The organism is Sodalinema gerasimenkoae IPPAS B-353 (genome assembly GCF_009846485.1).
GTDB lineage: Bacteria > Cyanobacteriota > Cyanobacteriia > Cyanobacteriales > Geitlerinemataceae > Sodalinema > Sodalinema gerasimenkoae.
Genome location: NZ_ML776472.1, coordinates 755836 through 768754 on the forward strand (window position 1 = coordinate 755836; position 12919 = coordinate 768754).

Here is a 12919-nt window from a genome sequence, read left to right on the forward strand (position 1 = left end):
CAGAGTTAATCGACTGCTCGGCTCATATAACTGCGCCAGAGTTCCGCCGCATGACTGCTACTCCCATAGGTGCGGCTGTTATCATCATTCCCTAACCAGACTCCCGTCACTAAGGAACCTTGGGGAACATAGCCAATAAACCACAAATCCACGGCAAAATCTGTCGTTCCTGTTTTGCCCACCTCTCCCGCGCCAAAAGCTGCCGCTGTCCCGGTTCCTGACTGCACCACACCCCGCAATAAGTTGGTCATAATCCCGGCCACCTCCGGAGAGACGACGGCTTGATAGGTGGGTTCTTGCTGAGCATAGTCATAAATCACCCGACAGGTTTGGAAATCATCGGCATTGGTGCAATCACTACTGTCCAAAATGCGACGAATGGCATGGCCACGGTTCCAGCGGCCCTGATTGGCAAAAATGCCATAGGCGTTGGTAATTTCCAACAAACTGACTTCACTTTGGCCCAACGCTAACCCCGGAACTGGGGCCAACTCCGAGCGAATGCCAAAGTCCCGTGCTAGACGGACGACATTATTGAGTCCTGCTTCTCGGGCAATGCGCAGGGCCACCACATTCTCCGACTGAGCCATCCCTTGATACATATTGATATCACCGCCACTGCGTTCACAGGGACGGTAGGATTGTCCCTGCCAGGTGAGGGGTTGACAGGAGAACACCGTCCCCGGACTGATCCCTTGATTGAGAGCTTCAGCGAAGGGAAAGACTTTGAAGGTGGAGCCGGGTTGTCGGCGAGCTTGGGTGGCCCGATTATATTGACTGCTCCGATAATCGACTCCCCCGGCTAAGGCGACAATCTCCCCAGTGCGATAATCCAAGGACACGATCGCCCCCTGAGATATGCCCAACGGACTGCCAACGGTACCAACATACTCCTGTAAACTCTGCTCGGCTTGCTCTTGTAGTTCAGGATTAAGGCCGGTTTCCACAATAAAGTTCCCTTCCCGCGCCAGTTCGTAACCGAGGAGTTGTTCGAGTTCCACAAAGACGTGATCATAGAAATAGGGGGCAACCGTGCTTTCGAGAATTTCCCGAGCTTCCGGGTTAATTTCAATGCGCGATCGCCGGGCCCGATCCGCTTCTTCCTGAGAGATTTTCCCCAAGGCCCGCATTCGTTCAATGACACGATTGCGGTATTGCAGGGCCAACTCATAGTTTTGGATGGGATTAAAGCGATTGGGGGCCGGCAAAATTCCGGCCAGGGTGGCGGCTTCCGAGAGGGTTAACTCCTGGGTGGACTTGCCAAAATAGAAGCGAGCGGCATCTTCAAAGCCATAGAGATCAATCCCCAGAAAGACCTGGTTGAGATAGGTCAGTAACAGATCATCCTTGCTGTAAAAGGTTTCGAGCTTCAGGGCCACGATCATCTCCCGCAATTTCCGTCCCGCTGAATCCTCAGTCCCCACATAGTCTCGGTAGAGACTGCGAGCGAGTTGTTGGGTGACGGTACTGGCCCCTTCACGAATCCCGCCTCCCCGCAGGTTGGTGACAAAGGCCCGCAACACCCCAATGGGATCGACGCCCAAATGCCAGAAGAAGCGACTATCCTCAGAGGCAATGACGGCATTGGGGAGATAATTCCCAAATTCTGCCAAGGTGGGATGTTCGACATGGGTGGTGCTGTAGGGTTCCCGTAGGGGCCGTTCGGCATCTCGGGAATAGACGATGGTGGGCCCGGTGATGGAACGAGGCAGGGGACGCACGGTAAATTTTTGCCATTCTGCCAACACCAAGAGGGTGGCTAGGGCACAGGCCCCGGACACCCCATAGAGGCTCCAACGAAAGCCCCGCACGTACCAGGGGGGCGGATCATAGAACTGCACTCGCACCGCATCGGCGAGATCCGGGGGGCCCAGGGTCAACACATCGCCATGTTGCAGTTGCAGTTTGCGGAGGCGACGTTTGCCGATGTAGACGCCGTTGGTGGAGCCTTCATCCCGTAGAACAAAGTGGCGTTTGCCTTCGCGGCTATCACGACTGAGGGAGAAGTGGGTTTTACTGACGAGGGGGGTGGGAACCACCATGTCACATTGAGACGATCGCCCCAACAGATAGAGATCGCCCACCAGAGGATAGATTTGGGCATTGTCCTCACTGCCCGTCTGAACCCAGAGTTCAGGAACCCGTGCCTTAGGGTTGAGAGCCAAGTCCCCAAAGTTCACCTTGGCGTGAAGCTTTTTGGCCACCTCGGTGACGTTGCCTAGAAAGGTTTGGGGCTGAGTTTGACTCGGCGGCATCTCCGTCGGAGGAGTTGGCCGTTGGCGATCGTGGGGAGGCTTTGGTGAAGTCACAGGCAAATCAGGACCGTGTCGGAGAAAGGACAAACATCTGGCTCTATTGTGACATCCACCTTTCTCAGTTGCAGGATGACTGGGGTTTCCCATGATACAAGAGCCAACTCTTTTAACTACAACTGCGCAACTTTGTCAACCCCTATTTTTGCAAAGTTTTGTATGAAAATCCTTGGCAAGCTGAGAGTGAATCGGGGCTTTCATGGGGACAATTTCGGATGCGTCTATCCAGATAAACCTCGCAATAAAGATTTCAGCCATTTTTTCTTTCCTGAGAACTTGACCCGTTTGCATCACAAATGATAACATTTTGAAAACATTTGTTATAAAAATTAGCACATGCCATGGTTGAGGCCGCAGCATCGCTGTCATCCCAAACTCGGTTTGGGGTGGCCTGTCTTGTGGCAGTTTCATCCTGGCGATGTCCTGGCGATTATGGCTTACTTCGTTGTCCAAGACATGGGTGAGCCTGGGAAGGGAGAGGGGATCAAGTTTTGAAAAAGTCAAAAGCGAAAATCCTAGTCGTTGACGATGACGCAGCCATTCGGCAAATGTTGGATGTGCGCCTGTCCATGGCCGGCTATGATGTGGCAACAGTGGCCGATGGTCAGGATGCCTTGGCCTTCTTCGAGGAGAATCAGGCGGATTTAGTCGTCTTAGATGTGATGTTACCGCAGATCAATGGCTTTCAGGTTTGCCGACAACTGCGCCAAGGCTCCAGTATTCCCGTGGTCATGTTATCGGCCCTGGCAGACATTAAGGATCGCATTGCGGGCCTAGAAGCCGGTGCGGATGATTATTTAGTCAAACCCTTTAGCCCCCGAGAACTCGAAGCCCGCATCGAAAGCATCCTACGGCGTTTCCGAGATCCAGCTTCAGCGCGGTTTGTGGCACCAGGAACCCTAGAAGTTGGGGAAATTCGCATCGACAGCAACCGGCAACAGGTGTACAAGGGCAGTGACCGTATCGCGCTGACCTACACAGAGTTTAAACTGCTAGAACTGCTCTTTGAACAGGCCGGAGAACCGGTTTCGCGAGCTGAGATTCTCGAAAAACTCTGGGGATATGCCCCCACTCGTCAGGGGGATTTGCGGGTGATTGATGTCTATGTGGCTCGTGTCCGCTCTAAAATCGAAGATGATCCCAAAAACCCCGAATTGATTTTGACGATTCGGGGCTTTGGCTATGTGGCCCAGCGGCGAGTTTCTCAATTAACCCTTGATTATTAAAGCGCCTCAGGGGATTAGGGGGCGCTGTCTGTCTCTCGCCAGGCTACAATCAGCAAGCAGATGATGCCCAGGTTAATGCTGACATCGGCCAGGTTGAAAATGGGGAAGTTGATAAAGGGGATAATCGGCAGATGTAGGAAATCCACCACTTCTCCCAAAAAGAAACGATCAATGCCATTGCCCATGGCCCCACTGAGGATAAAGCCGAGGCCCACTTGCTCCCAAATACTCAGGCGAGGCCCCCACAGCAGCAGTGCGATCAGTCCCAGGCTGGCGGCGAGAGATAACCACTTCAGCCAGGGGCTCTCGAAGAAGCCAAAGGCAGCTCCTGGATTGCGGACATAGGTGAAATAGAAGACATTGGCGATGATGGGGCGACTTTCGTGGAGATAGAAGTGATCGGTAATCCAAGCCTTACTGAGGCCATCGGCCACCAACCCCAGAATCGCTGGGGGCCAACCGTAGACATTGCGTAGTAGTAACCGTTTCATTCAAGCTAGATCCCCATTATCGATGGGTTTGAGCAGTTCAACCGCGTCCCGTCCATCCCAATCCTCAACCCAAAATTTCACTTGTTCATCTTTGGAGGTCGGCAGAGTTTTCCCGGTAAAATCGGGGTGGATGGGCAGTTGCCGATGACCGCGATCGACTAAAACTGCCAACCAAATTGCGTCAGGCCGACCATATTCTTGCACAGCATTCAAGGCAGCGCGAATCGTTCGCCCGGTGTAGATAACATCATCGACGAGTAGGGCAATCTTATCATTGAGATCAAAGGGGATCTCGGTTCGTTCCGGAGTTCGTACTCCGATGCGATCGAGGTCATCTCGATAAAAGGTGATGTCGAGCGACCCGACAGGAACTGACACATTTTCTAGGGCCTCAATTTGTTCGGCCAGCAGGTGAGCTAGCGGGACTCCTCGGGAATGAATCCCCAATAAGACGAGCCGATCCGGATGACCGGATTTTTCTAAAATTTGAGAGGCTAGACGGGTCAGGGTTCGGCGGATTTCTTCAGCCGAGAGGATTTCCACAACTTTCATCATGACAAGATGTCAATAGGGGGGCAAGGGACTAGGGAGTGATGCTATAAGATTAACAACTCTCGGCGGCCCGCCCTTGGGCATGGTGGGGGAAGATAACCCGAGGGAGCAAGGGACAATGGCATCGAGCCAATGCCGCTCTTGCGAGCATACTGTCTTTCACTAAACCACAAAACTTGTTTGTTCTCCCTGGGCGGCTTGCCAACTTCGGGCATCATGGTATAAGTCTTCTAAGGAAATCCGATCGAGGGCTTGTTTGAGTTTTTGGTGGAGTTGGTTCCAGAGAACGAAGGTGACCCAATCTTCAGCAAGTGCAGCATCGGGATCATGACGGGGCAATGGCTGTAAGGTTTCCCCAACAGCAGCCAAAATTTCCCCTAGACAAATCTCCTCGGGCGATCGCCCCAGTTGATACCCCCCCTGGGGCCCCCGTACAGATTCTACGATCCCCGCCTGTCGCAGCCGAATCAATAACTTTTCTAAATAAGGGGCCGGGAGATGTTGCCGTTGGGCAATCTCGCGGACAGAAACAGGGCGATCGCGTGCGTTAGAACGGAGATCCAACAGTGCTTTGACGCTGTAGTGGCCTTGGGTGGTTAGTTTCATGTTCGTCCCTAAGATTCGTGGGCTTGTCTCCCGGTCGAAGTCCCAAGGATTCTCGCTAGTCCGTTGGGCTGAAAAGGCGATGATCGTTCAGGAAATTGATATCAATGCTAAACTTTTACTCGAAATAAACTTCCGTTAAGATACAATAGCGAACAACGGTTGTCTATCGTTTTTGAGAGAAGATTAATGAGTACCACGAATCCAAATGCCTTGACCGGAAATGAACTGCTTGAGAAAGTTCGGGCCTTGGGAAGTCTCCCCAAAGAGGAAAAAGCCCGAGAATGTGGCTATTACACCGTCACCAAAAATGGTGTAGAACGAGTCAACATGATGAAATTCCTCAATGCACTGATTGATGCTGAGGGCATTGAACTCGATAGTAAGCAACCGTCCAATGGACGGGGTGGGCGCAGTGCCAGCTATCGTATCAGCGTCCAATCCAATGGTAACTTGCTGATTGGGGCGGCCTATACGAAACAGATGGGACTGACTCCGGGAGATGAGTTTGAAATTTCCTTGGGTCGTAAACATATTCATCTGAAACAAGTGGGGGCTGCCGAGGAGGAGCTGTAAGGCCCCAAACCGGAAAGCCCAAGCCACACCCGTCCTGACTCAACTTGCGTTCCGATCTCTTAATAGTGATCCCAGAGTCAGGTGTCCTCGATATTGGGCAGACAGTTTTTGAGGTCTCCTGCTAAGCTAGACAAAGCTAAAATCGTCTTGATACAGTTCCGTCTCGGCTCTCAAAGCCCTTCTCAGACGGCCCTGGGGATTGGCAAACCAGCACTGCTGAACTCGTGACCTGGGTAATCTGCTTGCCACAACTGGAACAATCGAGGTTAGGCTAGTGGAGAGACCGGTCTATTGACTGACCCACTTGCCCTTGAGTTGGACTTAGCGGGCCAGATCGTCTCAACCTAGGCATCCACCCAGTAAGCTGAGCGGCATCGGCCATCCAGTCCTATGTTCCATCATTGTGATCTAACTCACAGTAGCTTGCTGACGTTAACCCTTACTTTGACTTAACCCGTTGACGCGCTCTCGCCAATCGAAGCGAAAACCACCCATGTCTAGCATGAACGACCAATTCACGGTTCATTTCTGGGGCGTTAGAGGTAGTATTGCCTGTCCCGGGCCCGAAACAGTCCGATATGGCGGTAATACGCCCTGTGTCGAGATGCGCGTTGGCAGTGAGCGCCTCATTTTTGACGGAGGAACGGGATTGCGGGTTCTTGGACAGAATCTGCTGTCACAAATGCCCGTCGAAGCCAATTTATTCTTTACACATACCCATTGGGACCATATTCAGGGCTTTCCCTTTTTCATCCCTGCCTTTATCAAGGGGAATCAGTTTCATATCTATGGCGCGGTCGCACCCAATGGGGCCACCATTGAACAGCGACTCAACGATCAGATGCTGCACCCGAACTTTCCGGTGCCGTTACAGATTATGGGAGCGCAACTGGACTTCAATGATATTGAGGTGGGCCAGACGATTGAAATTGGTGAGGTGCGGGTGGAAACGGCCCATCTAAATCATCCTGGAGAAGCTGTCGGCTACCGCGTCAACTGGCATGACTATGCCGCTGCTTATATTACGGATACAGAGCATTATGCCGATCGCCTCGACCCCAATGTCCTCAAATTAGCCCAGGATGCCGATGTGGTGATCTATGATGCCACCTATACGGATGAGGAGTATCATCACCCCAAAACCAGTAAGAAGGGTTGGGGTCATTCCACCTGGCAGGAAGCGGTTAAGGTGGCCAAAGCCGCCAATGTGAAGCGCCTGGTGATTTTTCATCACGATCCACTCCACAATGATGAGTTCCTTGACCGGACGGGGGAACAGGTGAAAGCGGCGTTTAGTAGCAGTCTTCTGGCCCGGGAGGGGATGAGCGTGGTAATTGCTCCCTCTCCCGGTGCCTTTATGCCAGCTCATGCTAAAGTTTGACTCAACCGGGACGGGGGCCCACTCTGGCACTGATATCCCGTTGTTCTTTTTTACCGTGCAAAGCCTGTGTGGGTGACTTCCTCTTTGACAACAGCCCTGAGTCCTGCCAAGGTTGCCTTAGGGAATTTTGATGGTGTGCATCTTGGGCATCAGGCGGTGATTGGTGAAATCCTTCATGATGCGCCTCAACGGGATTTTTCCCTGTCTCAGGTGCGCGGTGAGGGCGCTGAGTCTGAGCTGAGTCCCCGATTGAGTGGCGATCGCGACGATCGCATCTACGCCACCGTCATCTCCTTTAACCCCCATCCCCAAGAATTTTTTACCGGAACTGCGCGATCGCTCCTCACCCCAGTCCATGAAAAAGTTGATCTTCTGCGATCGCTCGGGGTCGAACAACTGGTTCTCCTCCCCTTCACCCGAGAACTGGCGCGCCTCACCCCCGAGGCCTTCGTCAGCGAAATCTTACAACGACATCTCCAGACCCAACGGGTAAGCGTCGGCGAAAACTTCCACTTCGGCCGTAACCGCTCGGGTAATAGCGCCCGACTGCGGCAGATTGCCCAGGACTATCATATGGAGACCTCCATCGCTGGCCTGCAATACTTAGAGGGTCATCGCATCAGTAGTTCTACCATCCGGCAGGCGCTGACAGAAGGAGAGGTTGAGCGGGCCAACCGTCTCCTCGGTCGTCCCTATCAACTGCAAGGCACCGTAGAACTCGGGCAACAACTCGGCCGTACCCTGGGCTTTCCCACCGCCAACCTGAAACTCCCCCAGGATAAATTTCTCCCTCGTTGGGGGGTTTACAGTGCCTGGGTGCAATTGGATGATGGAAGCAAAGTCCCGGCGGTGATGAACTTGGGCAGCCGTCCCACCGTCGCTGGCGATCGCCCCACGGTAGAAGTCCATCTGCTGGATTGGCAAGGAGACCTCTATAACCGCTCCCTCACCGTCCATCTGATGACCTATCTCCGTCCTGAACAACAGTTTCCTGGTCTCGATGCCCTCAAAGCGCAAATTCACCAGGATTGTCAAACGGCGCGATCGCACCTACAAACCCTTCCCTGACCTCCTTTGACCTTGCTTACACCACTATGGATCATCTGACATCTCTCCAGCGACTGCGTGACAATCTTGGTAAAACCCTTGTGGGTAAAGACCAAGCCGTCCGTCTCGTCATTGTTGCCCTCCTCGCTGGAGGCCATGCCCTGCTCGAAGATGTCCCTGGTGTCGGTAAAACCCTACTAGCCAAATCCCTCGCCCAATCCATCGGCGGTAAATTCCAGCGCATTCAATGCACCCCCGACCTCCTGCCCACTGACATCACCGGAACCAACATCTGGAACCCCCGCAGCGGCAGTTTTGAGTTTTTGCCGGGCCCCGTCTTCGCCAATGTCCTACTGGCCGACGAAATCAATCGGGCCACCCCCCGCACCCAATCCGCCCTCTTAGAGGTGATGGAAGAAAAACAAGTTACCGTCGATGGCAAATCCCGCGCCGTCCCCCAGCCATTTTTCGCCATCGCCACCCAGAACCCCATTGAATATCAAGGCACTTTCCCGCTCCCGGAAGCACAAATGGACCGCTTCATGCTCTCCCTCTCCCTGGGCTACCCCACGGAACAGGAGGAACTGCAAATGCTGCAAGGACTCAGCAGCCGCATCTCCGTTGACGAGTTAACCCCCTGTCTCAGTCTTGAGGAATTACATCAGCTCAGTCGCCAGGTGGCTCAGATTACCGTAGAACCAGCCCTACAACAGTACATGGTGGATTTGGTCCGCAGCACCCGCGTTGATGACGACGTGACCCTTGGGGTCAGTCCTCGGGGTGTGGTGTCCCTACAGCGAGCCAGCCAAGCCTATAGCTTCTTAGAAGGGCGCACCTACACCAGTCCCGATGATGTTAAGTTCATGGCCCCCTATGTCCTCACCCACCGTCTGATTCCCGCTGGGGGTCGTAAGGGGGATGCCATTATTGCCCGTCTATTGGAGACGGTCCCCATACCCTAGACGAACTGGGGCATCCCGTTCGACGGCTAGGCGAATGGCCTCGGCCACGGTCAGACTATAAAGGCTAGAGCGAGGGTCAAGATATAGGGGCCGTCCCTGGCAGAGATAGTCTAAAACCCGCCGGGTATCCTGGGCAAAGAGACCCCGACGTGAGCCGATGGCAATGCTCTGCTGATGGGTTCCTTGGTCGAGTTGTCCCTCATCCGGGGTCAGACGCAGGACTCCCCCCACGCCACGAGCTTCTAGGAGATGCTCTTTGACTAGGAAGCGATCTCCCTTCCCGTAAATAACATCGGCAAAGACCCCAGAACAAAACTGCAACTGGGCTTTACATAAACAGGCCTGGTAGTACTCCACCTGGGTTTCCGGCCAAAAACGAGCTTGAGCCGTCACCGACTCCACTTGACCCAAGACTGAAATGAGACGATGCAGCCGGGACAACGCGCCGATGAAGGGAAAGCCAAACTGCTCTATGGAATAAGTCCAACGGCGAGGCGCGGGATGTTTGGGATTAATGGTGCAGTAGCGCAGATCGCTGACACCTCCGAGATGGGGCAGATGGTCTACAAAGGCTTGGTGTAAGCCCCCAAGTAATTCAATATGGGCAATGTGTAACAGCCTCTGCTGCTGCTGCGCCAGGCTCAGAAGCGCCTGGGCCTGGGCGGAGATGAGGGCTAGGGGATATTCAGCGACGACGTGTTTTTGTTGCTCTAGGGCCGCTTGGGCGATCGCCCCCCGGTGATGATTCACACTAGAGATGAGGATCAAATCCAGATCCGGGCGATCGACCAGCTCTTGCCAATGACCATAGGGAACGCCCCCCCAGTCCTGGGTAAACTCATGGCTGCTTTGCCAATCCCGGCCTGCCACTGCCACTAACTCGGCCCGCTCATCCCCTAGCAAGGCCTGCGATCGCCAGCGGGCCACAAACCCTGTTCCGACCAAACCTACCCGAATCGGCTGTTCACGCAGCATTTCTCTGACTCTATCCCCAGTGAGCGCCATAGACTAACTCTAACCCAGTTCTGTGCAAGCCTTCAGTCGCTCATGCTGAGATACTGGCAACTCCAAGTTCTCCAATCCCTCAGAGGCGATCCATAAGCAAATCCACATTGAATTAGGAATTGTTATAATAAATTTCGTTACAAAGATTCCCGAGTTGGGGGTTGCATCCGTTAGCTTTTCCCGTAATATCAGAGATAGGAGATACCTAAACAACGCGGATCGGGGCCTAAGACTCCGATTTGTTAGATTAGGAAAACTTATAGATATAGAGAGGATCATTTCATGGCTACTTACAAGGTCACGCTCGTTAACGAAGAGCAAGGTCTCAACACGACGATCGAAGTTCCCGATGACGAGTACATCCTCGATGTTGCCGAAGAGCAAGGGTTGGATCTGCCCTACTCCTGCCGTGCGGGTGCTTGCTCGACCTGCGCCGGTAAAATCACCGAAGGGGGTATCGATCAGTCTGACCAGTCCTTCCTCGATGATGACCAGATCGAAGCGGGTTATGTGCTGACTTGCGTGGCTTACCCCACCTCTGACTGCACCATCGAAACCCACCAAGAAGAAGCACTGTACTAAACGAGTTTTTTCAGGTGCGACGCTGGCTGTATTGGTCGGCCAGCGTCTAAATATCTTAGCGACCTCGACGCTATCCCAACCCGCAACGAAGCCATCCGCTTCCGCAGCGGGTTTTTCGCGGCCGAACCTCCGGTGACGGCCTCCTAAAGAGGGGAACTATACTAGAGACAATCGCCCCGGACTGGCGAAGAATGGCAAAATCCTGACGTCTTACCCCCCTCAATGCCTAAAGTTAGCGTTTGTATCCCCACCTATAACCGTCACGGCCTGCTTCCCTTCGCGGTTGACAGTGTTCTCAAGCAATCCTTTCAAGATTGGCAACTGATTGTCTGTGACGATGGCTCTCAAGATGAGACCCCCAGCTTGATGAGCGCCTATGAAGCCCAGGATGAGCGGGTTCGCTATGTGCGTCATCCTCAAAATATTGGCAAAAGTAATAATATGCGATCGGGATTTGACGCCGCCGAGGGGGACTACTTCATCAAGTTCGATGATGACGATCGCCTCACCCCGGAGTTCCTCACTCAGATGGTGGCGGTGTTAGACGCTCATCCTCAGGTGGACTTTGTCAGTTGTGACCATTGGCTGATCAATGACTCGAATCAGCGCGATCTTGACGCCACAGAACAAAACTCCCGCTATTGGGGACGGGAATCCCTGAAAACCGGTGTGATTGAGAACCTCTTAGAGGTGGTCTTTATTCGCCAGAGTTTACAAGTGGGCTGCACCCTCTTTCGTAAAGCCGCCTTAGACGATGTAGGCTTCATGCGCCCAGATTTGCAAAACTGCGAAGATAACGACTTATTAGTGCGCTTAGCCCTGGCCGGAAAGGTCGGCTATTACCTCGATGAACGGTTGATGGACTATCGGGTTCACGCCGAACAGCAGAGTATCCAGCGGGATATCCGCTACCTCGAAGACAAACTCAACTACCTAGAGTATTTCCACTTTCAGGATGCCCCTGCCGTGGAAGCCAATCGCCAGCAACGACTCCAAGACACGCAACTGTTATTAGGCTTACGCTATATCGAGGGCAATCAGCCCCAGCCGGGACGGAAGATGTTGCGAACCTACCGAGAACAGCATCCCTCTAGCCGTAAAGCCCTCTTTGGCTTGTTGATGTCCTACGTTCCCTCTGGCCCACGGGAGCAACTCTGGACTCTGGCCCGCCAAATGACCCCTCGCTCCTACATGGAACAGATGCGTCAAGGCAACTAATCTGCCCCCTGAGCGGTATGATGGTAGGTATGGCAACCATTGACATCCTCGGGGTCAAACACGTTTACGAGTTAAGTGATCCCGTCCCTACCGGCTCTGTTTTAGTCTTTATCCACGGTTGGCTGCTCAGTCGTCACTATTGGCAGCCTGCCATCGATCGCCTATCGCGATCGCACCAATGCTTAAGTTATGATCTGCGCGGCTTCGGAGACTCCCAACTCTCTCCAGATTCCCCCAACAGTCTCGGCTATAGTCCCGCCGACTACGCCAAGGACTTAGATCACCTGCTCGAACAGCTCAATCTCCAGGATGTTTGGCTTGTGGGTCATTCTCTGGGGGGCACCTTGGCCCTCTGGACGGCTCATTTATTCCCCCAACGAGTCAAAGGAGTTATCTGTCTCAACGCTGGGGGAGGAATTTATCTCAAAGAAGAGTTTGAACGTTTCCGAGCGGTGGGCCAGCGCATTGTTCAATGGCGATGGCGTTGGTTTAGCCAAGTGTCCCTAATGTGTTGGCTGTTTACCCGCGCTGCCGTCGCCAAACCCCTCCCCTTTGTCTGGGGTCAGCAACGGGTGATTGATTGGGTAGCGGCCCATCCTGAGGCAGCCTTAGGGGCGCTTCTGGACTCCACCACGGAGGGGGAAGTCCATCGCCTCCCTCATATTGTTTCCCAACTCCAGCAGCCGGTGTATTTCATCGCCGGGGCCAAAGACAAGATTATGGAACCGAAATATGTCCATCATTTGGCCAGCTTCCATACGTTGTTTAAACGTTGTTGCGGGGCCAATGTAATTGAACTCGACAGTTGCGGCCATATGTCCATGTTGGAACAGACCGAGGATTTACTGCACCACCTCGAAGCCATTCTCGCCCGCCCCCAAGACGACCCCCCAGACTAAGCGCGCCCCTACCTCTCTCCCCTCCTGGGAGGGGTGCCCGGAGGGCGGGGTGGGTTCTCCCTGTT

Annotated in this window: 14 protein-coding genes; 8 read left to right on the forward strand and 6 right to left on the reverse strand. The window is 53.6% G+C overall.

What is annotated here, in order from left to right:
- Nucleotides 1-5: 5 nt before the first annotated feature.
- Complete coding sequence (locus L855_RS03340; RefSeq protein ID WP_159790932.1) at nucleotides 6-2255, reverse strand: transglycosylase domain-containing protein; 2250 nt, start codon at nucleotides 2253-2255, stop codon at nucleotides 6-8.
- 189 nt (nucleotides 2256-2444) lie between these two features.
- On the reverse strand, nucleotides 2445-2816 hold the full coding sequence (locus tag L855_RS03345) for a hypothetical protein (RefSeq protein ID WP_159784140.1): 372 nt from the start codon (nucleotides 2814-2816) through the stop codon (nucleotides 2445-2447).
- On the opposite strand from L855_RS03345, the gene rpaB reads away from it, so the two are divergent.
- Entirely contained in the window at nucleotides 2804-3538 is a 735-nt protein-coding gene (gene rpaB, locus L855_RS03350; RefSeq protein ID WP_192924984.1) for a response regulator transcription factor RpaB, read from the forward strand. The genes L855_RS03345 and rpaB overlap by 13 nt on opposite strands.
- A gap of 14 nt (nucleotides 3539-3552) precedes the next feature.
- Here the strand turns inward: rpaB and lspA are convergent, their stop codons facing one another.
- The 3 genes from lspA to L855_RS03365 all read right to left on the reverse strand — a co-directional run bounded on the left by lspA (nucleotide 3553) and on the right by L855_RS03365 (nucleotide 5187).
- On the reverse strand, nucleotides 3553-4029 hold the full coding sequence (lspA, locus tag L855_RS03355; protein WP_159784143.1) for a signal peptidase II: 477 nt from the start codon (nucleotides 4027-4029) through the stop codon (nucleotides 3553-3555).
- The gene (gene pyrR / locus L855_RS03360; RefSeq protein ID WP_192924985.1) at nucleotides 4030-4584 is read right to left on the reverse strand and encodes a bifunctional pyr operon transcriptional regulator/uracil phosphoribosyltransferase PyrR; all 555 of its coding nucleotides are present in this window, start codon (nucleotides 4582-4584) and stop codon (nucleotides 4030-4032) included.
- A 159-nt stretch (nucleotides 4585-4743) separates the two neighbouring features.
- A complete protein-coding gene (locus L855_RS03365) occupies nucleotides 4744-5187 on the reverse strand; it encodes an RrF2 family transcriptional regulator (RefSeq protein ID WP_159784146.1) in 444 nt (147 codons plus the stop codon).
- A 186-nt stretch (nucleotides 5188-5373) separates the two neighbouring features.
- Here L855_RS03365 and L855_RS03370 point away from each other — a divergent pair, with 186 nt between their 5' ends.
- The 4 genes from L855_RS03370 to L855_RS03385 all read left to right on the forward strand — a co-directional run bounded on the left by L855_RS03370 (nucleotide 5374) and on the right by L855_RS03385 (nucleotide 9150).
- A complete protein-coding gene (locus L855_RS03370) occupies nucleotides 5374-5760 on the forward strand; it encodes an AbrB family transcriptional regulator (RefSeq protein WP_159784149.1) in 387 nt (128 codons plus the stop codon).
- A 493-nt stretch (nucleotides 5761-6253) separates the two neighbouring features.
- Nucleotides 6254-7141: an MBL fold metallo-hydrolase gene (locus L855_RS03375; RefSeq protein WP_159784152.1), complete on the forward strand. Its 888-nt coding sequence runs from the start codon at nucleotides 6254-6256 to the stop codon at nucleotides 7139-7141.
- 66 nt (nucleotides 7142-7207) lie between these two features.
- Nucleotides 7208-8209, forward strand: a complete 1002-nt coding sequence (locus L855_RS03380) for a bifunctional riboflavin kinase/FAD synthetase (RefSeq protein ID WP_159784155.1) — start codon at nucleotides 7208-7210, stop codon at nucleotides 8207-8209.
- Between the two features lie 26 nt (nucleotides 8210-8235).
- Nucleotides 8236-9150 carry an AAA family ATPase gene (locus tag L855_RS03385; RefSeq protein WP_159784158.1) on the forward strand — a complete coding sequence of 305 codons (915 nt, stop codon included), beginning with the start codon at nucleotides 8236-8238 and terminating at the stop codon, nucleotides 9148-9150.
- On the opposite strand, the gene L855_RS03390 is transcribed toward L855_RS03385, so the two are convergent.
- Entirely contained in the window at nucleotides 9124-10155 is a 1032-nt protein-coding gene (locus L855_RS03390) for a Gfo/Idh/MocA family protein (RefSeq protein ID WP_246198706.1), read from the reverse strand. The genes L855_RS03385 and L855_RS03390 overlap by 27 nt on opposite strands.
- Nucleotides 10156-10437: 282 nt before the next feature.
- On the opposite strand from L855_RS03390, the gene L855_RS03395 reads away from it, so the two are divergent.
- The 3 genes from L855_RS03395 (at nucleotide 10438) to L855_RS03405 (ending at nucleotide 12854) form a co-directional block, all read left to right on the forward strand.
- Entirely contained in the window at nucleotides 10438-10737 is a 300-nt protein-coding gene (locus tag L855_RS03395) for a ferredoxin (RefSeq protein WP_159784164.1), read from the forward strand.
- A 222-nt stretch (nucleotides 10738-10959) separates the two neighbouring features.
- Entirely contained in the window at nucleotides 10960-11955 is a 996-nt protein-coding gene (locus L855_RS03400; RefSeq protein WP_159784167.1) for a glycosyltransferase family 2 protein, read from the forward strand.
- A gap of 29 nt (nucleotides 11956-11984) precedes the next feature.
- The gene (locus L855_RS03405; protein WP_159784170.1) at nucleotides 11985-12854 is read left to right on the forward strand and encodes an alpha/beta fold hydrolase; all 870 of its coding nucleotides are present in this window, start codon (nucleotides 11985-11987) and stop codon (nucleotides 12852-12854) included.
- Nucleotides 12855-12919 lie beyond the last annotated feature (65 nt).